Genomic DNA, 25,726 nt, shown 5'->3' with positions numbered 1-25,726 from the left:
ATGTTTCACGTGAAACATCGCCCCGGGTTCAGCTCTGGCCGACCCACCATTCCTTGAGGGCCGACACCGCGGCGTCGCGCTCCATCGGCCCGTTCTCCAGCCTCAGCTCCAACAGGAACTGGTACGCCTTGCCGATCACCGGTCCCGGGCCGACACCCAGGACCTCCATGATCTCGTTGCCGTCCAGGTCGGGACGGATGGCATCCAGCTCCTCCTGCTCCTGGAGCTGGGCGATCCGCTCCTCCAGCCCGTCGTAGGCGCGGGAGAGGGCGTTCGCCTTGCGCTTGTTCCGGGTCGTGCAGTCCGAGCGGGTCAGTTTGTGCAGCCGGTCCAGCAGCGGGCCGGCATCACGTACGTAACGGCGCACGGCGGAGTCGGTCCACTCGCCCGTCCCGTAGCCGTGGAAGCGCAGGTGCAGCTCCACGAGCCGGGAGACGTCCTTGACCATCTCGTTCGAGTACTTGAGCGCAGTCATGCGCTTCTTGGTCATCTTGGCGCCCACCACCTCGTGGTGGTGGAAGGAGACCCGGCCGTCCTTCTCGAAGCGGCGTGTGCGGGGCTTGCCGATGTCGTGCAGCAGGGCGGCCAGGCGCAGGACCAGGTCCGGGCCGTTCTCCTCCAGGTCGATCGCCTGCTCCAGGACGATCAGGGAGTGCTCGTACACGTCCTTGTGCCGGTGGTGCTCGTCGCTCTCCAGCCGCAGCGCGGGCAGCTCGGGCAGTACGTGCGCCGCGAGGCTGGTGTCCACGAGCAGCCCCAGCCCCTTGCGGGGGTGGGAGGCGAGCAGGAGCTTGTTCAGCTCACCCTGCACACGCTCGGCAGAGACGATCTCGATGCGGTCCGCCATGGCCGTCATCGCGGCGACGACCTCGGGGGCCACCTCGAAGTCCAGCTGCGCCGCGAAACGGGCCGCCCGCAGCATGCGCAGCGGGTCGTCCGAGAAGGAGTCCTCCGGGGTGCCGGGGGTACGCAGGACCCGGGCCGCGAGATCGTCCAGGCCGCCGTGCGGATCGATGAACTCCTTCTCCGGCAGGGCCACGGCCATCGCGTTCACCGTGAAGTCGCGACGGACGAGGTCCTCCTCGATGGAGTCGCCGTACGAGACCTCGGGCTTCCGCGAGGTCCGGTCGTAGGCCTCCGACCGGTACGTCGTGACCTCGATCTGGTAGCCGTCCTTCTGCGACCCGACCGTGCCGAAGGCGATGCCCACGTCCCAGGTGGAGTCCGCCCACGGGCGGACGATCTTCAGAACGTCCTCGGGACGGGCGTCGGTGGTGAAGTCGAGGTCATTGCCGAGGCGCCCCAGCAGGGCGTCCCTGACGGACCCGCCGACGAGGGCGAGGCTGAAGCCCGCCTCCTTGAAACGGCGGGCGAGATCGTCGGCGACGGGCGCGACGCGCAGGAGCTCGCTCACGGCGCGGTGCTGCACCTGGCTCAGGGCGCTGGGGTTGTCTTCGTTGGCGTTCGGCACAACAGAAAAGGGTACGTGGCCCTCCCCGCAGGAGCTCCCTCGTTTACCCGCTGTGAGGCTCCGGACACCCCCCGAGCCCGCCCGTTCATGTGGAGCAGTCCGCGGCACTCCGGCACAGCGGGCCTCGTTACCATGCGTGGACGCACAACCGACGACCACTGACACGACGAGGACGGGCGATCGCGTGGCCGAGGCGGCAGACAACCTGGGGAGCTCCCCCGCCCCTGCCCGCCGCTGGCTGCGCCGAGCAGTGGTCCTGCTCGCCGGTACCCCCGTCCTGGCCGGTCTGATCTACGTGCCGGCGGAGTCCCCTGCCCAGGCCGCGCCCGCCTCCAACGGTTCGTCCACGGTCGACGTCTCCCTCGACTCGCTGGCCCCCAGCGCGCCTGTGAAGAGCGACACCCTCACGATCTCCGGCACTGTGACCAACCACGGCAAGGAGACGGTCACCGACGCCCACGTCGGCCTCCGGGTCGGCCAGCGGCTCACCGACCGCGGCACGATCGACGACGCGGCGGACCGCACCGGCTTCCGGCCGGGCAGCGACTCCCCCGAGGTCGCCGGCTCCGCGGTGAAGATCTCGGCCCTGCCGCCGGACGTCGCCCAGCCCTTCACCCTGAAGATCCCGGTGAGCAAGCTCGGACTCGGCGAGGACGGTGTCTACCAGCTGGGCGTCTCGGTGTCCGGTGAGACCGAGAGCAGGCCCGACGAGCAGGTGCTCGGCATCGAGCGGACCTTCCTCCCCTGGCAGCCCGAGGGCGCGGCCAAGAAGACCCAGGTCAGCTACGCCTGGCCGCTGATCTCCGCCACGCACCTGCTGGCGCAGACGGGCTCCGACGAGCTCCAGACCCCGGTCTTCCGCAACGAGGACCTGGCGGCGGAGCTGCGTCCCGGAGGCCGTCTCGAACAGCTCGTCTCGCTCGGCAGCCAGCTCCCGGTCACCTGGGTGATCGATCCGGACCTCCTCGCGAGCGTGGCCGCCATGGCCGGCAACTACAAGGTCGTCACGGAGGACGGCGAGACCGTCCGGGGCAGGAACCAGGCCGTCGCCAAGCAGTGGCTGGCGTCACTCGAAGCGGCGGTGCAGGGCAAGAAGGTCGTCGCCCTGCCGTTCGCCGATCCCGATCTGGCCTCGCTCGCCCACCGCGGCAAGAACGTCTCCGGATCGCTGGGCCAGCTGCGTCCGGCCACCGACAAGGCCAGGCAGGCCGTCGAGACGGTGCTCCACGTCGAGCCCTCGACGGACTTCGCCTGGCCGGTCGACGGCGCGCTGGACCCGGCGATCGTCAACGTGGCCACCTCGGCGGGCGCGCACAACGTGCTGGCCCGCAGCGACACCTTCCAGGAGACGGGCGGCCTGGGGTACACGCCCACCGCCGCGCGTCCGATCGGCGCGGGCGCCACGGCCGTGGTCGCCGACGCCCGGCTCTCGAAGGCCTTCGAGGGCGACATGCTGAACTCCGAGAAGTCGACGCTGGCCGTGCAGGAGTTCCTGGCGCAGAGCCTCGCCCTCAACCTCCAGGACGTCGACGCCCAGCGCAGCATCGTGATCGCCCCCCAGCGGATGCCCACGACCAGCCAGGCCCAGTCGATGGCGGAGGCCCTGGGTGTGCTGGGCGGCAGCCGCTGGACGCAGGCGAGCGACCTGGAGGCGGCGGCCAAGGCCAAGCCCGACCCGCGGGCCACCACCCTGGTCCCCGGAGCCGGCCAGTACCCGAACTCCCTGCGCAGGCAGGAGCTGCCCCAGGCGGCCTTCGAGAAGATCCGCACGACGCAGATCACGCTCGACCACTTCAAGGTGATCCTTTCGCACCCCGAGCGGGTCGACATCCCCTTCGGGAACACCTTCAACCGGGAGATGTCCACGTCGTGGCGGGGGCGTCCGGACGAGGCGCGGGCGTACCGCGACGGCGTTCAGGACTACCTGATCGAGCTGACCCGGCAGGTCAAGCTGATCCCCAAGACGAAGGCCCATCTTTCGGGCCGCAGCGCGACCATCCCGGTGACGGTGCAGAACGGCCTGGTCCAGGACGTGCACGGGCTGATCCTGCGGCTGAAGTCCACCAACCCGACGCGCCTGATGTTCGGCGACAAGGGCGAGGCCGACCAGGAGGTGGACGTCCGGGGCGGCCACAGCCAGTCCGTGAAGTTCACCGCCAACGCGACCGCCAGCGGTCCCGTGGAGGTCGTGGCGCAGCTCTACACCAAGGACGGCATCCCCTACGGCGAGGAGCGCCGCTTCAAGGTCGAGGCCACGGAGATCACCTCGACCGTGCTGCTCGTCATCGCGGGCGGGGTGCTGCTTCTCGTGCTGGCCGGGGTGAAGATGTACGCCAGCCGCAAGAGGGTCGCGGCCAGGGCCGCCGCCGAGGAGAGCACGCAGCCGAGTGACCCGACGCCGGACACCGGACCGGAAAGCAACAGCTCCTCCGGCACGGGTGAGACAGTGGACCGTTGAGCGACACCGTGGCCGGCCGGGCCTGGGGACGATGAGGTGGGGTTTCGATGAACGCGCCGTACGACGGTGACCGCGCGCAGGGCGCGAGCGGCACCAGAGAGACGGGCCAGGACGCCCCCGTACCGGGGCAGGTCCCGCCGCCCGCCGCTCCTGCCCAGGACCCGTACGTCCAGGAGGCATACGAGCAGGACCCGTACCGCGCCCAGGACCTGGCCGCCCAGGACCCGGTGACCGAGGCGCTGTACGACCGCGCGGCGCACCCGCCGCCGGCTCCGGGCACGTTCCGGGAGCCCGGTCCGCTGTACGACCGGCCGTCCGCACCCGCGCACTCCCCCGACCCGCGCGTCTGGGCCCAGACCCCGCCGCCCGAGCCCGACGGCCCGTCCCGCCACCTGCCGTACGGCGACCACGCCACCACCACCCAGTTCGTGGGCGTGGACGCGCTGGTGACCAAGGCCACCGACGCCCCGCCCGAGCCGGACGCCTTCGCACACCTCTACCGCGACCAGCAGGCGGCGCCGGCCGCGCCCGCCGAGGACGCCCCGGTGGCCGCGCCGGCCCCCAGCAAGCCGGCCGGCCGCGCGGCGAGCCTGCTGAAGTCCAGCGCGCTGATGGCCGCCGGCACGATCGTCTCCCGCATCACGGGCTTCCTGCGCACGCTGGTCATGGCCACCGCGATCGGTGTCGGCACGTTCAACGACACCTACCAGATCGCCAACACCCTGCCGACGATGATCTACATCCTCGTCGGCGGCGGCGCGCTCAACGCCGTCTTCATCCCGCAGCTGGTCCGGGCGATGAAGAACGACGAGGACGGCGGCGAGGCCTACGCCAACCGGCTGCTGACCCTGGTCGTGGTGCTGCTCGCAGGCGTCACCACCATCTGCGTCCTGGCCGCCCCGCTGTTCATCGCGATGATGTCCCCGAAGATCGCCTCGGACCCGCAGCAGAACGAGGTGGCGGTCGCCTTCGCCCGCTACTGCCTGCCGACCATGTTCTTCATGGGCGTCCACGTGGTGATGGGTCAGATCCTCAACGCCCGCGGCCGCTTCGGCGCGATGATGTGGACCCCGGTCCTCAACAACATCGTCGTGATCGCCACCTTCAGCGCCTTCATCTGGGCCTTCGGCGGCTTCACCAGCACCCACGTCAGCGCCGCCTCGGTGACCCCCGAGGGCGTGCGGCTGCTGGGCATCGGCACCCTGCTCGGCCTGACCGTCCAGGCCCTGGCCATGGTCCCGTACCTGCGCGAGGCCGGCTTCAAGCCCCGGCTGCGCTTCGACTGGCGCGGCCACGGCCTCGGCAAGGCCGTCGGCCTCGCCAAGTGGACCTTCTTCTTCGTCCTCGCCAACCAGGTCGGCCTCGTGGTCGTCACCCAGCTCGCCACCTGGGCCGGTTCGGTCGCGGACAAGCAGGGCCACTCCGGTACGGGCATCACCGCCTACAACTACGCGCTGGCACTGTGGCAGATGCCCCAGGCCATCATCACCGTCTCGGTGATGACCGCCGTCCTGCCCCGCATCTCGCGGTCCGCCCACGACGGTGACGCCGCGGCCGTCCGCGACGACATCTCGTACGGCCTGCGCACCTCGGCCGTGGCGATCGTGCCCTGCGCGTTCGCCTTCCTGGCGCTCGGCGTCCCGATGGCCACCCTGCTGTACGCGGGGTCCGGCAGCGGTGCCCAGAACATCGGTTACGTGCTGATGGCGTTCGGCCTCGGCCTGATCCCGTACTCCGTGCAGTACGTCGTGCTCCGCGGCTTCTACGCCTACGAGGACACCCGGACCCCCTTCTACAACACGGTCATCGTGGCCGCCGTGAACGCGGCGGTCTCGGGTCTGGCGTTCGTGGTCCTGCCCGCGCGCTGGGCCGTCGTCGGCATGGCCGGCGCCTACGGGCTCGCCTTCGCGGTCGGCGTGGGCGTCGCGTGGCGCCGCCTGCGCACCCGCCTCGGCGGCGACCTCGACGGCTCCCACGTCGTGCGGACGTACGCGCGCCTCGCCGGCGCCTGCGTCCCGGCGGCCGCGCTCGGCGGCGGGGTGGCCTTCGCCATCACCCGGCTGCTCGGCAGCGGAGCGCTGGCTTCCCTGGCCGCCCTGCTGACCGGTGGGGTCGTGCTGCTGGGCGTCTTCTTCGTGGCGGCCAAGCGCATGCGGATCGAGGAACTCAACGCGATGGTCGGGATGGTCCGCGGACGTCTGGGCCGCTGAACCCTCCAGCTGCCGCCGGGCGGGACCGTCCCCGGCCGGCGGCCGGGGGAGTAGGTCCAGCACAACCTTCCGCCGCCGACGCGTGTCGTGCATAGCGGCGGACTGTGGGCACAATTGGCATGGCTTTGCAGACTGGCCGACAGCGCGCAACGGATGGGGAGGCAGGAACGACGGTGGCGGAACGTAGCACGGCTGCCGTCGACGTGGCCGACAACGGCGGCGACGAGCCGCTGACCGCCAAGGCGGAGAAGGCCACGGCCGACGGGGCGGCAGACACCCAGGAATCCCGGCAGGCGACGGACAGGACCACGGCCGAGACGGAGGGCGAACGCGGCAGGAGCGCGGCCTCCGCACCCGAACTGCACAGCGGCCACAAGCTGGCCAGACGCTACCGCCTCGAAGAGTGCGTCACCCGTCTGGACGGTTTCAGCTCCTGGCGTGCCATGGACGAGAAGCTGCGCCGGGCCGTGGGGGTCCACCTGCTGCCCGCAGACCACCCCCGCGCCAGGTCCGTGCTCGCCGCCGCCCGCTCCTCAGCCCTGCTCGGGGATCCCCGCTTCGTGCAGGTCCTGGACGCGGTCGAGGAGAACGACCTCGTCTACGTCGTCCACGAGTGGCTGCCGGACTCCACGGAGCTGACCGCGCTGCTCGCCGCGGGCCCGCTGGAGGCCCACGAGTCGTACCAGCTGGTCACCCAGATCTCGCAGGCCATGGCAGCGGCCCACCGCGAGGGCCTGGCCCACCTGCGGCTGACACCCAGCGCGATACTGCGCACGTCCACCGGCCAGTACCGGATCCGGGGACTGGCCGTGAACGCCGCGCTGCGCGGGATCAGCAGCGACACCCCGCAGCGTGCGGACACCGAGGCGATCGGCGCGCTGCTGTACGCCTCCCTCACCCAGCGCTGGCCGTACGAGAACGACGCGTACGGTCTGTCAGGCCTGCCCAAGGGCGTCGGCCTGCTGCCCCCGGACCAGGTCCGCGCCGGCGTGCACCGGGGACTGGCCGAGATCGCGATGCGGGCCCTCGCCAACGACGGCGCCACCGCCTCGCGTCAGGAACCGCCCTGCACCACGCCGGAGGAGCTGGCGAAGGCCGTCGCCGCCATGCCGCGCATCCGGCCCCCGGAGCCGACCTTCGCGGCTCCGCCCGAGTACCAGCAGACCACCTACCAGCAGGGGACCTACGGGCGCGCCGCCGCGCGCCCCGGAGGCGTCACCCAGGTCATCGCGACGGCACCGCCGCCCGCGCCGCTCCAGAGCGGCACCGGCCGCGTGCTCAAGTGGGGTGTGGCCGCGCTCCTGATCGCCGCGCTCGGCCTCGGCAGCTGGCAGCTCGCCGACACCATCCTCGACCGCAAGAGCGGTGGAGGGACCACCCAGTCCCAGACGGAGGAGGGCGAGGAGGGCCCGAAGAACAAGGCGCCCGTCCCGCTCGCCGTCAAGGGTGCCGACGAGTACTTCCCCGACGGCACGTCACAGAACCGGGACGGCGTGGCCAACGCCTACGACGGCGACACCTCCACCTACTGGCGCTCCAAGAGCTACGTCGACGGACCGAAGCTCGCCCCCTTCAAGGAAGGTGTCGGCCTGGTCTTCGACCTCGGCTCCGAGAAGGAGGTCAGCGCCGCGTCGATAGCGCTGCGCTACAGCGGTGACCACACCACGGCCGTGCTCTACGCGGTCGACTCGATGTCCACGAGTGCCGCTCTCGACCCGAAGAAGAAGATCGCATCGGGTACCACGTCGGCCGACAAACTGGTAGTCAAGGCCAAGCAGCCGAAGAAGACCCGCTACGTGGTCCTCTGGCTGACCGACGTACCCAAGTCCGGGTCCGACGAGTTCAGCCGATCCGGCTACAAGCAGGGCATCACCGACGTGAAGTTCACCGGCTGACACGACGACAGGGGGAGGGGGCTCACCGTTGGACGACGCCGCATCCGGGGGCATCGGCGACCAGGAACTCCTGGCCAGACATGTCGCCGGCGACCCCGAAGCCTTCGGCGAGCTGGTACGCCGCCACCGGGACCGGCTCTGGGCCGTGGCCCTGCGCACCCTCGGGGACCGCGAGGAGGCGGCGGACGCCGTCCAGGACGCCCTCGTCTCCGCCTACCGCGCCGCGCACACCTTCCGGGGCCAGTCCGCGGTGACCACCTGGCTGCACCGCATCACCGTGAACGCGTGCCTGGACCGGGCTCGGAAGGTCGCCTCGCGCAGGACCTCCGCAGTGGACGACCCAGAGACCTTCGAAAGGCTCCTGGAGCCCCATGAGTCCGCCGAGGCGCCCGCCGAGCGCCAGGACCTCCACCGTGAGCTGCTGGCCGCTCTGAACACCCTTCCTGCCGAGCAGCGAGCTGCTCTGGTCCTCGTCGACATGCAGGGTTACCCGGTGGCCGAGGCCGCGCGGATGCTCGACGTGCCCACGGGCACCGTGAAGAGCCGCTGCGCCCGGGGACGGGCGAGACTTCTTCCCCTGCTCACTCATCTGCGCTCGAATGCCGGGGATAACAGTGCCGCTGACCGGGGAAGGAACCGGTCGCAGGGGACACCCGTCCCACCGGCAGCAGAATCCAGGGACCCAGATGCTGTGAAGGGCGGAGGTGGGCGAGCGTGACTTCCAAGACCGGCACGATCCGGCACCCGGACGTCTCGGAGATCTCCGATCTCACCGAAGGCCTCCTCTCGCCGGCCAGGACGGCCGAGGTGCGCACACACCTCACCGAATGCCCGCTGTGCGCGGACGTCCGGGCGTCCCTGGAGGAGATCCGCGGCCTCCTGGGAACCCTGCCGGGGCCGCAGCGCATGCCGGCCGACATCGCCGGACGCATCGACGCCGCCCTGGCGGCCGAGGCGCTCCTGGACACCATCGCCCCCGGAGGCGCGGACCACGAGCCCTCCGTCCCCTCTCACACGGCGGCAAGCGATGTTTCACGTGAAACATCGAGCACGTCCGCGGCTCGGAAGACGTCCGCAACCACCCGTCCGGCAGGCCACGCCACGGGCGCGACCGGTCCCGGCCGCAGGCGGAGCCGCCGCCGGGTGGCCGTCCTCACCGGCATCGTGACCGCGGCGGCCTGTGCCGTCGGCGTCATGCTCTTCCAGAACCTCGGCGTGGACGGCGCCTTCGACGCCAAGAAGGACGCCACCGCTGTCAGCTCCGCGGACGGTCCGGGGGAGTACAGCGCCGCGCGCCTGCCCGGCGACGTCCAGCGGCTGCTGAGCGGCGACCGGAACGCCCAGGCCCCCTCCGGGACAGCCAGCACCTTCGACGAGCGGACGGCCCCGAAGCCCGAGCTCCTGGATACCGGCAAGCCCATGGCCGGGACGCTGCCCGCGTGTGTGGCCGCGGGCACGGGCCGCACGGACTCGCCCCTCGCCGCCGAACGGGGGATCTTCCAGGGGCACGACGCCTATCTGGTGGTCCTGCCGCACAAGGGTGACGAGTCTCGTGCCGATGCCTACGTCGTCGATTCGGCCTGCACGGTCTCCGATCCCACGGGCCGCGGGAAGGTCCTGCTGACGGGCACCTACCCCCGGACCTGACAGCCCTGGTCCACAGGGCGGACAACCGGGGAATGCGGGCGCCGTAGGATCCGTTGGGTGGGGTGAGACCAGAGACCGGCCCCCCGGTAGTCAGCAGGCAGTCCGCAGAGACGAGGAAAGCACCCGTGAGCGACGTCCGTAACGTGATCATCATCGGCTCCGGGCCGGCCGGTTACACCGCCGCCCTGTACACCGCACGCGCATCGCTCAAGCCGCTCGTCTTCGAGGGTGCCGTCACCGCCGGTGGCGCGCTGATGAACACCACCGAGGTCGAGAACTTCCCCGGCTTCCGTGACGGCATCATGGGCCCGGACCTGATGGACAACATGCGTGCCCAGGCCGAGCGCTTCGGCGCCGAGCTGGTGCCGGACGACGTCGTCGCCGTGGACCTCACCGGTGAGATCAAGACCGTGACCGACACCGCGGGCACCGTCCACCGCGCCAAGGCCGTGATCGTCACCACCGGCTCGCAGCACCGCAAGCTCGGCCTTCCCAACGAGGACGCCCTGTCCGGCCGCGGCGTTTCGTGGTGCGCGACCTGCGACGGCTTCTTCTTCAAGGACCAGGACATCGCCGTCGTCGGCGGCGGCGACACCGCGATGGAGGAGGCGACCTTCCTCTCGCGCTTCGCCAAGTCGGTCACGATCGTCCACCGCCGTGACAGCCTGCGCGCCTCGAAGGCCATGCAGGAGCGCGCCTTCGCCGACCCGAAGATCAAGTTCGCCTGGGACAGCGAGGTCGCCGAGATCCACGGCGAGCAGAAGCTGTCCGGTCTGACGCTGCGCAACACCAAGACCGGTGAGACCTCCGAACTCCCGGTGACCGGTCTCTTCATCGCCGTGGGCCACGACCCGCGCACCGAGCTGTTCAAGGGCCAGCTGGAGCTGGACGAGGAGGGCTACCTCAAGGTGGACGCCCCCTCGACCCGCACCAACATCACCGGTGTCTTCGGTGCCGGTGACGTCGTGGACCACACGTACCGCCAGGCCATCACGGCCGCCGGCACCGGCTGCTCCGCCGCGCTGGACGCGGAGCGCTTCCTCGCGGCCCTCTCCGACTCGGAGCACGCGGCCGCGACCGTCTGACCGCCTTCCCCCACACCCCACCGCAGTAAAGAAGAAGGAGGCCCCAGTGGCCGGCACCCTGAAGAACGTGACCGACGCGGACTTCGACGAGGTTGTGCTCAAGAGCGAGAAGCCCGTCCTGGTCGACTTCTGGGCAGAGTGGTGCGGCCCGTGCCGCCAGATCGCCCCGTCCCTTGAGGCCATCGCGGCCGAGCACGGCGACCAGATCGAGATCGTCAAGCTCAACATCGACGAGAACCCGGCGACGGCCGCGAAGTACGGCGTCATGTCCATCCCGACGCTGAACGTCTACCAGGGTGGCGAGATCGCCAAGACGATCGTCGGCGCCAAGCCGAAGGCCGCGCTCCTCCGCGACCTGGATGTCTTCATCGAGGCCAAGTAAGACCCCGTTTCACGTGGAGCCATGTTTCACGTGAAACATCGAAAGGGGGCCGCCCTGTGGGCGGCCCCCTTTCCCGCTTCCTGCGTCTGACGTCCCTTGCTCTCTGGAGCTCTCAGAGCGGACGCAGTACGGGCTCCTTGCGCGCCGCCCCCAAGAGGCGGTCCAGAGCCAGCTCCACGTCCTCCTTCCAGGACAGCGTGGAGCGCAGTTCCAGCCGCAGCCTCGGATGCACGGGGTGCGGACGCACCGTCTTGAACCCCACCGCCAGGAGGTGGTCGGCCGGCAGCATGCACGCCGGACCGTCCCAACGGGCGTCCCCGAACGCCTCGATGGCCTTGAAGCCGCGGCGCAGCAGATCCTTGGCAACCGTCTGCACCATCACCCTGCCCAGCCCCTGCCCCTGGTAGCCCGGCATGATCCAGCCCGTCATCAGCTGGACGGCATCGGGCGAGACCGGACTGGTGGGGAAGGCAATGGCCCGCGGGACATAGGCAGGGGGCGCGTAGAGCACGAAGCCCACCGGCACTTCGTCGACGTAGACCACGCGCCCGCAGGAGCCCCACTCCAACAGGACGGCGGAGATCCACGCCTCCTTCTCCAGCTCCGGGGTGCCGGCCTTTATCGCGGCTTCGCCGCTGACCGGGTCCAGTTCCCAGAAGACGCAGGACCGGCAGCGCTTGGGGAGGTCCCGGAGGTTGTCCAACGTGAGCGGTACAAGCCGACGACCCATGATCCGACAAACCCTCCTACGGCTCCGAGTCCCAGGCCCGCCGTCAGCAGGCCGGTACGTCTCACCGATCGCATGGCCCCCGCCCCCTCTTCATGAGGTGTCTCCGAGTGGATACGCCATAGCTGATTGCATCGTAGCCACGGAGCCCGGGCGCCAACACCGGCGAAAAGCAAAGGGCGGGCCTCAGCCCGCCCTTTGGTCCGCCCTCGGCTCAGCTCTCGCTGTCGCCCTGCGCGAGCACACGCCCCTCACCGGGAGCCAGCGTGCTCAGGATTCGCTCCAGGTCGTCCATGGACGCGAACTCGACGGTGATCTTGCCCTTCTTCTGCCCGAGGTCCACCTTCACCCGGGTCTCGAAGCGGTCGGAGAGCCGCGAGGCCAGCTCCGTCAGCGCGGGGGAGACCCGGGTCCCCGCGCGGGGACCCTTCGGCTTCACCGAGCTGGTCGGCTGCGACCCCATCAGAGTGACGATCTCCTCGACCGCGCGGACCGAGAGGCCCTCGGCCACGATGCGGTGGGCGAGGCGGTCCTGCTCCTCGGAGTCCTCCACGGACAGGAGCGCACGGGCGTGGCCCGCGGACAGGACGCCCGCGGCGACCCTGCGCTGTACCGGCGGAGACAGCCGCAGCAGACGCAGCGTGTTGGACACCTGCGGGCGGGACCGCCCGATGCGGTCCGCGAGCTGGTCGTGGGTGCAGTTGAAGTCCTGGAGGAGCTGGTCGTACGCGGCCGCCTCTTCCAGGGGGTTGAGCTGTGCCCGGTGGAGGTTCTCCAGGAGCGCGTCCAGGAGCAGCTTCTCGTCGTCCGTCGCGCGGATGATCGCGGGGATCCGCTCCAGGCCGGCCTCACGGCAGGCCCGCCAGCGGCGCTCGCCCATGATGAGCTCGTAGCGCTCCGGCCCGAGCCGGCGCACCACGACGGGCTGCAGCAGGCCGACCTCCTGGATGGAGGTGACCAGCTCGGCCAGGGCGTCCTCGTCGAACACCTCACGCGGCTGGCGCGGGTTCGGGGTGATGGAGTCGAGCTCCAGCTCCGCGAAGGTCGCACCGGCCACCTCAGCGGCCTCGGGCTGCACGGCCGCCGGCTCCGGCGCCTCCGTTTCACGTGAAACAGTCGCGTGCGGAAGGGTCGCCACCTTGGCCGCCGCCACTCCACGCTCCGCCGTCAGCACCGGTACGGCCGCGGGCGAGGTCGACCCCGCACCCACCACCGGACCCGACTGCTCCTGCGGAGCCGCAGGGATCAGAGCGCCGAGCCCCCTCCCAAGCCCTCTACGTCGCTCACTCACTGGATCCCCTCCGACATGTTCTGCGTGCTGTTACTGCCGCCGCCCAGGTGGGCGTGCTGGGCGTCGTACTGGATTCCCACTCCTCGCAGCGCGATCTCGCGCGCCGCTTCCAGGTAGGAGAGGGAGCCACTGGAGCCAGGATCATAGGTGAGCACCGTCTGGCCGTAGCTCGGCGCCTCCGAGATACGGACCGAGCGCGGGATGCTCGTCCGCAGGACCTCGTTCCCGAAGTGGCTGCGCACCTCTTCGGCGACCTGGGAGGCCAGCCGGGTCCTGCCGTCGTACATGGTGAGCAGAATCGTCGAGACGTGCAGGGCCGGGTTGAGGTGGGCCCGCACCAGGTCGACGTTGCGCAGCAGCTGTCCCAGACCCTCCAGCGCGTAGTACTCGCACTGGATCGGGATCAGTACCTCGGCCCCGGCCACCAGGGCGTTGACCGTGAGCAGGCCCAGCGAGGGCGGGCAGTCGATGAGGATGTAGTCCAGCGGCTGCTCGTACGCCTGGATGGCCCGCTGCAGTCGGCTCTCCCGCGCCACCAGGGAGACCAGCTCGATCTCGGCGCCCGCCAGGTCGATCGTGGCCGGCGCGCAGAACAGGCCCTCGACGTCCGGTACCGGCTGGACGACCTCCAGCAGCGGCCGGCTCTCGACGAGCACGTCGTAGATCGAGGGCACCTCTGCGTGGTGGTCGATGCCGAGCGCCGTCGAGGCGTTGCCCTGCGGGTCGAGGTCGATGACCAGCACCCGGGCTCCGTGCAGCGCCAGCGAGGCCGCCAGGTTCACCGTGGTGGTGGTCTTGCCTACGCCACCCTTCTGGTTGGCGACCACGATGACCCGCGTCTGCTCCGGACGAGGAAGTCCTTCACCCGCACGACCCAGGGCTTCGACCGCCAGCTGGGCGGCGCGGCCGATGGGGGTGTCGTCCATCGGAGGCGGTGTTTCACGTGAAACATCTCCCGCCGCGTCCGCTGGGGATGCCCCCATCCCCGGGGACTCGGTGCGGGGTCCGGGGACCGGGTCGGCCACCGGCCCCGCGAGGTTGGCGTCGGACCGCACGGATTCACTCTCCTCGACTTCAGGCTCGGAATGAACAGAGCCTCCCATGTCTACGGGGGTGCGAACCAGCGGGGCCCGTACTCCTGTGGATGAATCCACAGATGTGGACAACCCCGCGACCCCCGTCTCCTGGCGGTTGCGGGGGGACGCAACCGCTCGGCCGCGGCTGATGATTCCGTGCAGCAGAGAGCGACGTTTCACGTGAAACACGATGCACGCGCGGGCACTTCATCCCGCTACGACACTCCGAAATCCATACCGTCGGGACCTCAACGGCGCCTGCGGGCCCGCCCCACGCGCGCGGCCTTGGCCCGCTTCGCCGCGAAACGCACGCCGCCAGGGCTCTCGCCCACCTCGACCCGGACCACGGTGGACATCGGGTCCACCACGCCCTCGCCGACCTGGAGCACCGAGGTCTTCACCACACCGAGCTTGGCGAGCGCCGTCTTCGCGGCGAGCAGCTCCTCGTCCGCCGTGTCGCCCTTCAGCAGGAGCATCTCTCCGTACGGACGCAACAGCGGCACACCCCAGCCGGCCAGCCGGTCCAGCGGAGCCACGGCACGGGCGGTCACCACATGCACCTGCGGCAGCTTGCCCAACATCTCCTCGGCCCGGCCCCGCACCACAGTGACGTGGTCCAGGCCCAGCAGCTCCACGGCCTCCTGCAGGAAGTTCGTCCGCCGCAGCAGCGGCTCGAGGAGGGTGATCTTCAGGTCCGGCCGCACCAGGGCGAGCGGGATGCCCGGCAGTCCCGCACCCGAGCCGACGTCGCAGACGGTGACGCCCTCGGGCACCACTTCGGCCAGCACGGCGCAGTTCAGCAGGTGCCGCTCCCAGAGGCGGGGCACCTCACGCGGACCGATCAGGCCGCGCTTGACCCCCGCATCCGCCAGCAGCTCCGCGTAGCGGACAGCTTCCGGGAAATACTCACCGAACACCGTCCGCGCCTCTTCGGGCGCCGGGGGAAGCTCAGCTGCTGCCTCCGTCACGGGGGACCGTCCTTCCGTACGCACTGCGGTCGACTCACATGTGCTGGTTGAAATGCCAGGCTGACAAACTTCGGCCCCGTCTGCGATACAGACGGGGCCGACCACTCCACTATTCCGGTCAGGCCGGGAGCACAACGACGAAGCGCGCGGGCTCCTCGCCCTCGGACTCGCTGCGCAGACCCGCGGCCGCGACCGCGTCGTGCACGACCTTGCGCTCGAACGGCGTCATGGGCTGGAGCTTCACCGGCTCGCCGGAGCTCTTCGCCTCTTCCGCAGCCTTGGCGCCGATCGCCGCCAGCTCCTCGCGCTTCTTGGCGCGGTAGCCGGCGATGTCCAGCATCAGGCGACTGCGGTCACCCGTCTCGCGGTGGACCGCGAGACGGGTCAGCTCCTGGAGCGCCTCCAGGACCTCTCCGTCGCGGCCGACCAGCTTCTGCAGGTCACGGCTGCCGGAGTCGCTGATGATCGACACGGCGGCGCGATCGGCCTCGACGTCCATGTCGATGTCGCCATCGAGATCGGCGATGTCGAGCAGACCCTCGAGGTAGTCGGCCGCGATCTCACCCTCCTGCTCGAGGCGGGTGAGGGTGTCGCCACCCTCGGCGGCGGCGGAGGTGGTGCCTTCCGTCACGGGATGGACTCCTTCTTACTTCTTGGGAGAGGTCTTGGGGGTCTGGCGCTGCGACTTGCTCTGCCGCTTGGGCTGCTGCCGCTTGGCGGCGGAGCTGCTGGCGGAGTCCGCGTCGGCGGTGGCCACGGTGCTCTTGGAGACCGTGCCGTCCGCCTGGGCGGCCAGGCCCTGCTTGGCCAGGGCGGAGACGAACTTCCGCTCGTTGTCGTTGCGGTCCGGGCCCTTGGCCACGATCGCGGCGACGACGTTCTTGCGACGACGACCCTTGACGTTCCCGTGCGAGGCGACGTGCTTGAGCAGGCGCTGGAGGTACTGGTCCTGAGCCTTGGAACCCGGGGTGGGGTTCTGGTTGATCACGTACATCTGCTGGCCCATGGTCCACACGTTGGTGGTCAGCCAGTAGACGAGGACACCGACGGGGAAGTTGATGCCCATGCCCGCGAAGATCAGCGGGAAGATGTACATCAGCATCTTCTGCTGCTGCATGAAGGGGGTCTTGACCGTGAGGTCGACGTTCTTCTGCATCAGCTGGCGCTGCGTGTAGAACTGCGACAGCGACATCAGCACGATCATGACCGCGGTCACGATGCGCACGTCGGTCAGCGAAGCGCCCAGGGCCTCGACCTTCTCGGCGCTGTCGGTGAACTTCGCGGCGAGCGGGGCGCCGAAGATGTGCGCCTGACGGGCGCTGTCGAGCAGCGACTGGTCGATGACGCCGATCGGCTTGTTGTTCGCGATGTTGCTGAGTACGTGGTACAGGGCGAAGAAGAACGGCGACTGCGCCAGGATGGGAAGGCACGAGGAGAGCGGGTTGGTACCCGTCTCCTTGTACAGCTTCATCATCTCTTCGGACTGGCGCTGCTTGTCGTTCTTGTAGCGCTCCTGGATGGCCTTCATCTTCGGCTGGATCGCCTGCATGTTCCGCGTGGCCTTGATCTGCTTCACGAAGAGCGGGATCAGGCAGATGCGGATCAGGATCACCAGGGAAACGATGGACAGTCCCCAGGCCCAACCGGTGTCAGGACCGAAAATCGCCCCGTACAGACTGTGGAACTGGACGATGACCCACGACACGGGCGTGGTGATAAAGCTGAACAGACTGGCAATCGTGTCCACTAATCAGGCTCCTTGAGCATTGCGAGGTCTACGCAACGCACTGCGCAGCTGTTCGTGCCAACGCGGGCGTTTGCGAGGTGGGACGTGATCGACTCCGCCTGGGGACCACGGATTGCACCGCAGGATCCGCCAGGCGGTCAGAAGCGTCCCTTTCACCGCACCATGCCGGTCGATGGCCGTGTACCCGTAGTGCGAACACGACGGGTAGTAGCGGCACACCGGCCCGAGCAGCGGACTGATCGTCCACTGGTACAGCTTGATCAAAGCGAGCAGCGGGTACTTCATCGAGCCACGCCTCCCAGCAGCCGCTGCAGGGCGGCATCCAGGTCCCGGGCCAGTTGTTCGTGGTCGGCGTCGCCCGATCCGGGCAGCGCACGTACCACCACCAGGCTACCGGGGGGCAGCTCGGCGAGCCGGTCGCGCATCAGGTGGCGCAGTCTGCGCTTGACCTGGTTGCGGACGACCGCACCGCCCACTGCCTTGCTGACGACGAAACCCGCACGCGTCGGGGAAGCTGAGTCCCCCGGCTCGTGCGGGTCCGTTGCACCGCTGGTACGTAGGTGGACGACGAGGAGCGGGCGGCCGGCCCGGCGGCCTCGTCGTACCGCGGTCGCGAAGTCCTCGCGCCGCCTCAGCCGATTTTCGGTAGGCAGCACGACGTCATGACCTGTGCGCGATTACGCGGACAGGGCGCTGCGACCCTTGGCGCGGCGGTTGGCGAGGATCGCACGGCCGGCACGGGTACGCATACGCAGACGGAAACCGTGGGTCTTGGCGCGACGACGGTTGTTCGGCTGGAAGGTGCGCTTGCTCACTCGGGGGCTCCAGAAAATGAATCGTTGTGGCGGTACATCGCCTGGCTGTCACCGTGCGCCCACGAGGAACTTTCGCGTGTTCGCCCGAGTGGACACCGCTAAACGATCACATTCCGTGATCTTCGCCCATCGGTAGGCAGGCGGCAGCAGCCATCGACAACTCGACCTGGTTACGGTACGCGGGACTAGTCCATCCGGTCAAACCGAGTCGAGCCCGACCCGCACTGTGCACAGCCTGTGGACAACAACTTGAACCGCACGGGTCGCGCTGACTACCTTGGCTTGACCCCGCATTTTTTTGTCCCGACCGTCCCAAAGAACCACACATTCGTGGGACCTGTGAGAGAGCGTGCCCTGTGGCTGACGTACCTGCCGATCTTGCCGCAGTGTGGCCGAGGGTTCTCGAGCATCTCCTGGGAGAGGGACAGCAGGGCATCGAGGCCAAGGACAAGCAGTGGATCGAGCGCTGCCAGCCGCTCGCGCTGGTCGCCGACACCGCTCTCCTGGCCGTCCCCAACGAATGGGGCAAGCGCGTCCTGGAGGGCCGGCTGGCCCCGCTGATCAGCGAGACCCTCAGCCGCGAGTGCGGCCGTCCGATCCGTATCGCCATCACGGTGGACGACTCGGTCGGCGAGCCCGCACCGGCCCCCGCGCCGCCCGCCCCGCAGGACCGTCCGCGCTACGACGACGGCTACGACCAGCTGCCCACGGCCCGTCCGGCCTACCCGGACTACCAGCCGCAGCGTCCCGAGCCCGGTGCCTGGCCGCGCCCCTCCCAGCAGGAGGAGTACGGCTGGCAGCAGCCGCGCCTGGGCGGCTTCCAGGAGCGGGACCCGTACGCGTCGCCCTCCGGGTCCGGCGGGTACGAGCAGCCGGGGCCGTCCTACGAGCCGCGCCCGTACGAGCCGAAGCAGTACGAGCCGCCCGCGTACGAGCAGCCGTCCTTCGAGCAGCCCTCGTACGAGCCCAAGCCGTACGAGCAGCAGCGCGCCGAGCCGAAGGCCGCGCCGCCCCCGCCCTCGTCCGGCTCGTCCTCGGGACCGGTCGAACCGACCGCGCGCCTGAACCCCAAGTACCTCTTCGACACCTTCGTCATCGGGGCGTCGAACCGCTTCGCGCACGCCGCCGCGGTGGCCGTCGCCGAGGCGCCGGCCAAGGCGTACAACCCGCTCTTCATCTACGGCGAGTCCGGTCTCGGCAAGACGCACCTGCTGCACGCGATCGGGCACTACGCGCGGAGCCTGTACCCGGGCACCCGGGTGCGGTACGTGAGCTCGGAGGAGTTCACGAACGAGTTCATCAACTCGATCCGCGACGGCAAGGGCGACGCCTTCCGGAAGCGGTACCGCGAGATGGACATCCTGCTGGTCGACGACATCCAGTTCCTGGCGAGCAAGGAGTCGACGCAGGAGGAGTTCTTCCACACCTTCAACACGCTCCACAACGCGAACAAGCAGATCGTGCTGTCCTCCGACCGGCCGCCCAAGCAGCTGGTCACCCTGGAGGACCGGCTGCGCAACCGCTTCGAGTGGGGTCTGATCACGGACGTCCAGCCGCCCGAGCTGGAGACCCGGATCGCGATCCTCCGGAAGAAGGCGGTGCAGGAGCAGCTGAACGCTCCGCCGGAGGTGCTGGAGTTCATCGCCTCCCGGATCTCGCGGAACATCCGCGAGCTGGAGGGCGCGCTGATCCGCGTCACGGCGTTCGCCAGCCTGAACCGGCAGCCCGTGGACCTCGGCCTGACCGAGGACGTCCTCAAGAACCTGATCCCGGGCGGTGAGGACACCGCACCCGAGATCACCGCCGGCGCCATCATGGCGGCCACCGCCGACTACTTCGGGCTGACGGTTGACGACCTGTGCGGCTCCTCGCGGAGCCGGGTGCTGGTCACGGCCCGACAGATCGCGATGTACCTGTGCCGGGAGCTCACCGACCTGTCGCTGCCGAAGATCGGCGCGCAGTTCGGCGGCCGCGACCACACGACCGTGATGCACGCCGACCGGAAGATCCGCGCGCTGATGGCCGAGCGGCGCTCCATCTACAACCAGGTCACCGAGCTGACCAACCGCATCAAGAACGGCTGACCGCACCGCCTCAGGGGCGCTCCGGGACTCGATCCCGGGGCGCCCTTCGCCGTTCCCGGGGGCAGTGCGAGGGCGTCCGAGGGCGTCGCGAGGCCGCTTCAAGACCGTCGCGGAGCCGCCTCGGGACCGTCGCGGAGCCGCCTCGGGACCGTCCGGGGGCCGTTTCGGCGTCCCCAGGGCCCCCCGGCGATTCGCTAGGCCGTTCGCGTGAACACCGGGATCTGTTCGATTAGCCGCTTGGTTACGGGCGTCCTCCACAGATCTTGGAGTTTTTCCCGTCCACACCCTGGGGACCCCCGGATCCACCCACATTCCGTCCACAGGCACCCCTGTTGATGGAGCATCAGGGCTGGTCAGGGGGCTGTGGAATTGTGCGCGACGGCAGTCCACAGGCTGTGGACGATCAAGCTGTCCACAGGACCGTCCCCATGGTTGTCCACCGGTGGCCCACAGCCCGGGCCCGGTTGTCCCCAGCTTTCCCCAGCTTCTCCACACCGTTGTCCACTGTTCGGCAACCACACCGCCCCTCTCACCGGCCCGAGTGAAAGGCGTCACACCGATGTGGATGGTTGGGCTGTGGGGAAACCGGGTAAAGCTGGGGACAGAGCTGTGGAGTACCCCGGGTCACCTGGGGACGGACTGTGCAGAACTTTCGCTTCTCCACAGGAGACCCCTGTTGTCCACTGCCTCCGCCCACAGGGTCGGTGGACAAAAAACGGTTGCTGACCTGCGCGGACGCGGTTATCCACGGAATCCACAGGCCCTACTACTACCCCCATAGACAGTTAGGCCTGGATCGGTTTTCAAGCAGGGCCTGTGCACAACTCGCCTCTCGGCTCTCCCGACGACTTCGGCCCGACTTGACGGGCAGCAGCACCGACTGTCGGCGCCGTACGTCAGACTGGTCTCCGGCATTCAGCCGACGACGAAGGCCAGCAGGGCGAGCCAGCAACAGCAGGAGGCGGTTCCGGTGAAGATCCGGGTGGAGCGCGATGTACTCGCGGAGGCGGTGGCGTGGGCGGCCCGTAGCCTCCCGGCCCGGCCGCCGGTCCCCGTTCTCGCGGGCCTTCTCCTGAAGGCCGAGGAGGGCTCGCTGAGCCTCTCCGGCTTCGACTACGAGGTCTCGGCCCGCGTCTCGGTCGAGGCGGACGTGGAGGAGGACGGCACCGTCCTCGTCTCCGGCCGGCTGCTCGCCGACATCTGCCGCGCCCTCCCCAACCGTCCGGTGGAGATTTCCACAGACGGTGTACGGGCGACCGTGGTCTGCGGCTCCTCGCGGTTCACACTCCACACCCTGCCTGTGGAGGAGTACCCGGCGCTGCCCCAGATGCCCACCGCAACCGGCACCGTCCCGGGCGAGGTCTTCGCGTCGGCCGCCGCCCAGGTGGCCATCGCCGCCGGCCGCGACGACACGCTGCCGGTCCTCACCGGCGTGCGCATCGAGATCGAAGGCGACCGGGTCACGCTGGCCTCCACCGACCGCTACCGCTTCGCCGTCCGCGAGTTCCTGTGGAAGCCCGAGAGCCCGGACGCCTCCGCCGTCGCCCTCGTGCCCGCCAAGACCCTGCTGGACACCGCCAAGTCCCTGACCAGCGGTGACACCGTCACGCTGGCGCTCTCCGGCTCCGGTGCCGGTGAGGGCCTGATCGGTTTCGAGGGCGCTGGCCGCCGTACCACCACCCGCCTGCTCGAGGGCGACCTGCCGAAGTACCGCACGCTCTTCCCGACCGAGTTCAACTCCGTCGCCGTGATCGAGACCGCCCCGTTCGTCGAGGCCGTCAAGCGCGTGGCCCTGGTCGCCGAGCGCAACACCCCGGTCCGGCTGAGCTTCGAGCAGGGCGTGCTGATCCTGGAGGCCGGCTCCAGCGACGACGCACAGGCTGTGGAGCGCGTCGACGCGCAGCTGGAGGGCGACGACATCTCGATCGCCTTCAACCCGACCTTCCTGCTCGACGGCCTGAGCGCCATCGACTCCCCGGTCGCGCAGCTGTCCTTCACGACCTCGACGAAGCCCGCGCTGCTGAGCGGCCGCCCGGCCGTCGACGCCGAGGCGGACGAGGCGTACAAGTACCTGATCATGCCGGTGCGTCTGTCCGGCTGACGCGGTGCACCCCGGGCGGCGCCCGGGGGAAGGTGTGGATCCGCGTCCGGGCGTAGGCTCGGACGCGGGTACGAAACCGCACACACAGTTAAGGAACCACCTGATGGAGCTCGGTCTCGTCGGTCTCGGCAAGATGGGCGGCAACATGCGCGAGCGCATCCGCCGCGCAGGCCACACCGTCATCGGATACGACCGCAACCCGGACCTCGCGGATGTCCACAGCCTCCAGGAGCTTGTGGACGGTCTCCAGGCCCCGCGCGTCGTGTGGGTGATGGTCCCCGCCGGTGAGGCGACCCAGTCGACCATCGACGAGCTGGCCGGCCTGCTCTCGCCGGGCGACGTCGTCGTGGACGGCGGCAACTCCCGCTGGACGGACGACGAGAAGCACGCCGCCGAGCTGGCCGAGAAGGGCATCGGCTTCGTCGACTGCGGTGTCTCCGGCGGTGTCTGGGGCCTGGAGAACGGCTACGCGCTGATGTACGGCGGCGACAAGGAGAACGTCGCCCGGGTGCAGCCGGTCTTCGACGCCCTCAAGCCCGAGGGCGAGTTCGGCGCGGTCCACGCAGGCAAGGTCGGCGCCGGCCACTTCGCCAAGATGGTCCACAACGGCATCGAGTACGCCATGATGCAGGCCTACGCCGAGGGCTGGGAGCTGTTGGAGAAGGTGGACTCGGTCACCGACGTCCGCGAGGTCTTCCGCTCCTGGCAGGAGGGCACGGTCATCCGTTCCTGGCTGCTCGACCTGGCGGTCAACGCCCTCGACGAGGACGAGCACCTCGACAAGCTCAAGGGCTTCGCCCAGGACTCCGGCGAAGGCCGCTGGACGGTCGAGGCGGCGATCGACAACGCGGTGCCGCTGCCCGCGATCACCGCGTCGCTGTTCGCGCGCTTCGCCTCGCGCCAGGACGACTCCCCGCAGATGAAGATGATCGCCGCGCTGCGCAACCAGTTCGGCGGCCACGCGGTCGAGACCAAGAAGTAGTACACCGTCCCCGTCCACAGGCTGGGGACGAACAGCAGGAGCCGGGGGAGGTCGGCCGCATCATGCACGTCTCGCACCTGTCATTGGCCGACTTCCGCTCGTACGCCCGGGCCGAGGTCCCACTCGACCCGGGCGTGACCGCTTTCGTGGGCCCGAACGGCCAGGGCAAGACCAACCTGGTCGAGGCGGTGGGCTACCTCGCCACGCTCGGCAGCCATCGCGTCTCCTCCGACGCCCCGCTGGTACGGATGGGCGCCGACCGCGCCGTCATCCGTGCCGCCGTCACCCAGGGGGAGCGGCAGCAGCTGGTCGAGCTGGAGCTGAACCCGGGCCGCGCCAACCGCGCCCGCATCAACAGGTCCTCGCAGGTCAGGCCGCGGGACGTGCTCGGGATCGTGCGCACGGTGCTGTTCGCGCCCGAGGACCTGGCCCTGGTGAAGGGTGATCCCGGCGAGCGCCGCCGCTTCCTCGACGAGCTGATCACCGCGCGCTCGCCGCGGATGGCCGCGGTCCGCTCCGACTACGAGCGGGTCCTCAAGCAGCGCAACACCCTCCTGAAGTCGGCGGCCATGGCCCGTCGGCACGGCGGCCGCCAGGGGGCGTCTTCCGGACGGAGTTCGGGGGCGGACCTGTCCACGCTCGACGTGTGGGACCAGCACCTGGCCCGGGCCGGAGCCGAGCTCCTGGCCCAGCGGCTCGACCTCATCGCCACCCTCCAGCCCCTCGCCGACAAGGCGTACGAGCAGCTCGCCCCCGGCGGCGGCCCGCTCGGGCTCACGTACCGAAGCTCGGTGGGGGAGGCGGTCGACGCCGCCGTCCACCGCACGCGCGAGGAGCTGTACGAGGCGCTGGTCGCCGCCCTCGGCGAGGCCCGCAAGCAGGAGATCGAGCGCGGCGTGACCCTGGTCGGCCCGCACCGTGACGAGCTGGTGCTGCGGCTGGGCGACCTGCCGGCCAAGGGGTACGCGAGCCACGGCGAGTCCTGGTCGTACGCCCTGGCGCTCCGGCTCGCCTCGTACGACCTGCTGCGTTCCGAGGGGAACGAGCCGGTGCTGGTGCTCGACGACGTCTTCGCCGAGCTCGACTCCCGGCGCCGCGAGCGGCTGGCGGAACTGGTGGCCCCGGGCGAGCAGGTCCTGGTGACGGCGGCGGTGGACGACGACGTGCCGGACGTCCTGGTGGGCGCCCGGTACGCGGTCTCGAACGGCGAGGTGACCCGGCTGTGACGGACGGAGAAGGCAAGGCGGGCGGCGGCGAGGAGCCCCGCAAGGTCCCGGAGCCCTCCGGGGTGGACCTGGCGCGCCAGGCGCTGGCGGCCGCGAGGGAGGCCGCGCGGGCGCGCGGCCAGGCCGCGGGCAAGGACAGGAAGAAGCAGCGGGGCGGCCTGCGCTCGGGCGCCCGGGCGGACGGCCGCGACCCGATGCGGCTGGGCACCGCGCTGTCCCGGCTCCAGACCGAGCACGGCTGGGAGAACCCCCTCGCCGTGGCCGGCGTGATGCGCCGCTGGCCGGAGCTGGTGGGCCCGGAGCTGGCCCGGCACTGCGTACCGCTGAAGTACGAGGACGACCCGGACAAGCGCGAGCTGCACGTGCAGTGCGACTCGGACGCCTGGGCGGCCCAGCTGAGGATGCTGAGCGCGCAGCTGGTCGCGCGGCTGAACGAGGACCTCGGGCAGGGCACGGTCCGGCTCATCAGGGTGCTGTCGCCGAACACCGGCAGGCCCTCGTACTCGGGCCGGCTGAGGGCCCCCGGCACCACCCGGAACGACGGGAACAGGGGCTGAACGACGCCCCGCGGGACACCTGCGGACTCCTGTGGGACCCCTGTGGAGTGAGGTGTCCCTCACGGTAGCCGGAGGTTGACAGCCCGAAGCGCTGAAAGCCCGTGTGAGCCTCTTTGAGCCCCTTCCCGAATATGGGGAGTCGGACGACGGCGGTTCAGGGCGGCACATGCGGACTCAGGTACCGGCAAACCCCCACTCATGTCAGCGCTACCGGTAGACTGGTAGATAATCCCGCCCTGCTCGCGGGATCCCGCTGAAAACGCTGACAACGCAGATCGACGCAGCCGCTCCTGCTCGCACCGGTGCTTGCTCGGAGTCTGGCCTGTGCTGTGCCAGAAAGGGCGCTTCGTGGCCGATTCCGGCAACCCCAACGAGAACACTCCGTCCACAGCCGGCGAGAACGGCGAGGTCACCACCTCGTACGACGCCAGCGCGATCACAGTCCTCGAGGGCCTGGACGCCGTCCGCAAGCGACCCGGCATGTACATCGGCTCGACCGGTGAGCGAGGACTGCACCACCTCGTCTACGAGGTCGTCGACAACTCCGTCGACGAGGCCCTGGCCGGCCACGCGGACACCATCGACGTCACCATCCTCGCCGACGGTGGCGTGCGCGTGATCGACAACGGCCGAGGCATCCCGGTCGACATCCACCCCGTGGAGAAGAAGCCGGCCGTCGAGGTCGTCCTGACCGTCCTGCACGCCGGCGGCAAGTTCGGCGGCGGCGGCTACGCCGTCTCCGGCGGTCTGCACGGCGTCGGCGTCTCCGTCGTGAACGCCCTGTCCAGCCGCGTCTCCGTCGAGATCAAGCGCGACGGCCACCGCTGGACCCAGGACTACAAGCTCGGCGCTCCGACCGCTCCGCTGGCCAAGCACGAGGAGGTCTCGGACTCCGGGACCTCGGTGACGTTCTGGGCCGACCCGGACATCTTCGAGACCACCGAGTACTCCTTCGAGACGCTCTCGCGCCGCTTCCAGGAGATGGCCTTCCTCAACAAGGGCCT

23 protein-coding genes are annotated in these 25,726 nt (G+C 69.9%); 13 read left to right on the top strand and 10 right to left on the bottom strand.

The window, feature by feature from the left end:
- Positions 1 to 28 precede the first annotated feature (28 nt).
- Positions 29 to 1,471 carry a CCA tRNA nucleotidyltransferase gene (locus tag ACIQUQ_RS21095; RefSeq protein ID WP_403977925.1) on the bottom strand — a complete coding sequence of 481 codons (1,443 nt, stop codon included), beginning with the start codon at positions 1,469 to 1,471 and terminating at the stop codon, positions 29 to 31.
- Positions 1,472 to 1,655: 184 nt separating this feature from the next.
- Between ACIQUQ_RS21095 and ACIQUQ_RS21090 the strand changes: the two genes are divergently transcribed.
- The 7 genes from ACIQUQ_RS21090 to trxA all read left to right on the top strand — a co-directional run bounded on the left by ACIQUQ_RS21090 (position 1,656) and on the right by trxA (position 11,148).
- Positions 1,656 to 3,929 (top strand): DUF6049 family protein, encoded by a 2,274-nt coding sequence (locus ACIQUQ_RS21090; RefSeq protein ID WP_403977922.1) that lies wholly within the window; start codon positions 1,656 to 1,658, stop codon positions 3,927 to 3,929.
- 47 nt (positions 3,930 to 3,976) lie between these two features.
- A complete protein-coding gene (murJ, locus tag ACIQUQ_RS21085; RefSeq protein WP_403977919.1) occupies positions 3,977 to 6,139 on the top strand; it encodes a murein biosynthesis integral membrane protein MurJ in 2,163 nt (720 codons plus the stop codon).
- Positions 6,140 to 6,312: 173 nt separating this feature from the next.
- Positions 6,313 to 8,034, top strand: coding sequence for a protein kinase family protein (locus tag ACIQUQ_RS21080; RefSeq protein ID WP_403977916.1), 1,722 nt, complete (start codon positions 6,313 to 6,315; stop codon positions 8,032 to 8,034).
- Positions 8,035 to 8,062: 28 nt separating this feature from the next.
- Positions 8,063 to 8,752, top strand: coding sequence for an RNA polymerase sigma factor SigM (sigM, locus tag ACIQUQ_RS21075; RefSeq protein ID WP_403977913.1), 690 nt, complete (start codon positions 8,063 to 8,065; stop codon positions 8,750 to 8,752).
- Positions 8,749 to 9,681, top strand: coding sequence for an anti-sigma factor family protein (locus tag ACIQUQ_RS21070; RefSeq protein WP_403977910.1), 933 nt, complete (start codon positions 8,749 to 8,751; stop codon positions 9,679 to 9,681). Before sigM ends, ACIQUQ_RS21070 begins: the two co-directional genes overlap by 4 nt.
- Before the next feature lie 125 nt (positions 9,682 to 9,806).
- Entirely contained in the window at positions 9,807 to 10,766 is a 960-nt protein-coding gene (trxB, locus tag ACIQUQ_RS21065) for a thioredoxin-disulfide reductase (protein WP_403977907.1), read from the top strand.
- Positions 10,767 to 10,812: 46 nt separating this feature from the next.
- Positions 10,813 to 11,148: a thioredoxin gene (trxA, locus tag ACIQUQ_RS21060; RefSeq protein ID WP_399944079.1), complete on the top strand. Its 336-nt coding sequence runs from the start codon at positions 10,813 to 10,815 to the stop codon at positions 11,146 to 11,148.
- A gap of 112 nt (positions 11,149 to 11,260) precedes the next feature.
- On the opposite strand, the gene ACIQUQ_RS21055 is transcribed toward trxA, so the two are convergent.
- The 9 genes from ACIQUQ_RS21055 to rpmH all read right to left on the bottom strand — a co-directional run bounded on the left by ACIQUQ_RS21055 (position 11,261) and on the right by rpmH (position 17,772).
- Positions 11,261 to 11,878 (bottom strand): GNAT family N-acetyltransferase, encoded by a 618-nt coding sequence (locus ACIQUQ_RS21055; protein ID WP_403977903.1) that lies wholly within the window; start codon positions 11,876 to 11,878, stop codon positions 11,261 to 11,263.
- A 211-nt stretch (positions 11,879 to 12,089) separates the two neighbouring features.
- Positions 12,090 to 13,166 carry a ParB/RepB/Spo0J family partition protein gene (locus tag ACIQUQ_RS21050; RefSeq protein ID WP_403977900.1) on the bottom strand — a complete coding sequence of 359 codons (1,077 nt, stop codon included), beginning with the start codon at positions 13,164 to 13,166 and terminating at the stop codon, positions 12,090 to 12,092.
- On the bottom strand, positions 13,163 to 14,269 hold the full coding sequence (locus ACIQUQ_RS21045; RefSeq protein WP_403977897.1) for an AAA family ATPase: 1,107 nt from the start codon (positions 14,267 to 14,269) through the stop codon (positions 13,163 to 13,165). The genes ACIQUQ_RS21050 and ACIQUQ_RS21045 overlap by 4 nt, the downstream gene beginning before the upstream one ends.
- Before the next feature lie 221 nt (positions 14,270 to 14,490).
- The gene (gene rsmG, locus ACIQUQ_RS21040) at positions 14,491 to 15,210 is read right to left on the bottom strand and encodes a 16S rRNA (guanine(527)-N(7))-methyltransferase RsmG (RefSeq protein WP_403977894.1); all 720 of its coding nucleotides are present in this window, start codon (positions 15,208 to 15,210) and stop codon (positions 14,491 to 14,493) included.
- A gap of 118 nt (positions 15,211 to 15,328) precedes the next feature.
- A complete protein-coding gene (locus tag ACIQUQ_RS21035) occupies positions 15,329 to 15,841 on the bottom strand; it encodes a protein jag (protein ID WP_403977892.1) in 513 nt (170 codons plus the stop codon).
- A 15-nt stretch (positions 15,842 to 15,856) separates the two neighbouring features.
- Positions 15,857 to 16,957: a membrane protein insertase YidC gene (gene yidC / locus ACIQUQ_RS21030; protein ID WP_403977890.1), complete on the bottom strand. Its 1,101-nt coding sequence runs from the start codon at positions 16,955 to 16,957 to the stop codon at positions 15,857 to 15,859.
- Positions 16,958 to 16,960: 3 nt separating this feature from the next.
- A complete protein-coding gene (gene yidD, locus ACIQUQ_RS21025) occupies positions 16,961 to 17,242 on the bottom strand; it encodes a membrane protein insertion efficiency factor YidD (RefSeq protein WP_399944060.1) in 282 nt (93 codons plus the stop codon).
- The gene (rnpA, locus tag ACIQUQ_RS21020) at positions 17,239 to 17,613 is read right to left on the bottom strand and encodes a ribonuclease P protein component (RefSeq protein WP_403977887.1); all 375 of its coding nucleotides are present in this window, start codon (positions 17,611 to 17,613) and stop codon (positions 17,239 to 17,241) included. The genes yidD and rnpA overlap by 4 nt, the downstream gene beginning before the upstream one ends.
- A gap of 21 nt (positions 17,614 to 17,634) precedes the next feature.
- Positions 17,635 to 17,772 (bottom strand): 50S ribosomal protein L34, encoded by a 138-nt coding sequence (gene rpmH, locus ACIQUQ_RS21015; RefSeq protein ID WP_030457638.1) that lies wholly within the window; start codon positions 17,770 to 17,772, stop codon positions 17,635 to 17,637.
- A gap of 356 nt (positions 17,773 to 18,128) precedes the next feature.
- On the opposite strand from rpmH, the gene dnaA reads away from it, so the two are divergent.
- The 6 genes from dnaA to ACIQUQ_RS20985 all read left to right on the top strand — a co-directional run.
- The gene (dnaA, locus tag ACIQUQ_RS21010; RefSeq protein WP_403977884.1) at positions 18,129 to 19,856 is read left to right on the top strand and encodes a chromosomal replication initiator protein DnaA; all 1,728 of its coding nucleotides are present in this window, start codon (positions 18,129 to 18,131) and stop codon (positions 19,854 to 19,856) included.
- Positions 19,857 to 20,826: 970 nt separating this feature from the next.
- The gene (gene dnaN / locus ACIQUQ_RS21005) at positions 20,827 to 21,957 is read left to right on the top strand and encodes a DNA polymerase III subunit beta (RefSeq protein ID WP_399944052.1); all 1,131 of its coding nucleotides are present in this window, start codon (positions 20,827 to 20,829) and stop codon (positions 21,955 to 21,957) included.
- A gap of 103 nt (positions 21,958 to 22,060) precedes the next feature.
- The gene (gene gnd, locus ACIQUQ_RS21000) at positions 22,061 to 22,939 is read left to right on the top strand and encodes a phosphogluconate dehydrogenase (NAD(+)-dependent, decarboxylating) (protein ID WP_403977881.1); all 879 of its coding nucleotides are present in this window, start codon (positions 22,061 to 22,063) and stop codon (positions 22,937 to 22,939) included.
- A gap of 62 nt (positions 22,940 to 23,001) precedes the next feature.
- The gene (recF, locus tag ACIQUQ_RS20995; protein WP_403977878.1) at positions 23,002 to 24,165 is read left to right on the top strand and encodes a DNA replication/repair protein RecF; all 1,164 of its coding nucleotides are present in this window, start codon (positions 23,002 to 23,004) and stop codon (positions 24,163 to 24,165) included.
- Positions 24,162 to 24,722, top strand: a complete 561-nt coding sequence (locus tag ACIQUQ_RS20990) for a DUF721 domain-containing protein (protein WP_403977875.1) — start codon at positions 24,162 to 24,164, stop codon at positions 24,720 to 24,722. Before recF ends, ACIQUQ_RS20990 begins: the two co-directional genes overlap by 4 nt.
- Before the next feature lie 324 nt (positions 24,723 to 25,046).
- Positions 25,047 to 25,726, top strand: a 680-nt coding sequence (locus ACIQUQ_RS20985; RefSeq protein WP_403977872.1) for an ATP-binding protein, incomplete at its 3' end; no start/stop codon positions are given.

The organism is Streptomyces sp. NPDC101118, assembly GCF_044759445.1.
Taxonomy (GTDB): domain Bacteria; phylum Actinomycetota; class Actinomycetes; order Streptomycetales; family Streptomycetaceae; genus Streptomyces.
This window is presented reverse-complemented; position numbering and strand designations above follow the sequence as displayed.

What these genes read in the sequence shown, in the direction of transcription:
- murJ (WP_403977919.1), top strand. Translation starts at nt 3,977, where the DNA reads ATGAACGCGCCGTACGACGGTGACCGCGCGCAGGGCGCGAGCGGCACC.
- ACIQUQ_RS21055 (WP_403977903.1), bottom strand. Translation starts at nt 11,878, where the DNA reads ATGGGTCGTCGGCTTGTACCGCTCACGTTGGACAACCTCCGGGACCTC.
- ACIQUQ_RS21045 (WP_403977897.1), bottom strand. Translation starts at nt 14,269, where the DNA reads ATGGGAGGCTCTGTTCATTCCGAGCCTGAAGTCGAGGAGAGTGAATCC.
- yidD (WP_399944060.1), bottom strand. Translation starts at nt 17,242, where the DNA reads ATGAAGTACCCGCTGCTCGCTTTGATCAAGCTGTACCAGTGGACGATC.
- gnd (WP_403977881.1), top strand. Translation starts at nt 22,061, where the DNA reads ATGGAGCTCGGTCTCGTCGGTCTCGGCAAGATGGGCGGCAACATGCGC.
- recF (WP_403977878.1), top strand. Translation starts at nt 23,002, where the DNA reads ATGCACGTCTCGCACCTGTCATTGGCCGACTTCCGCTCGTACGCCCGG.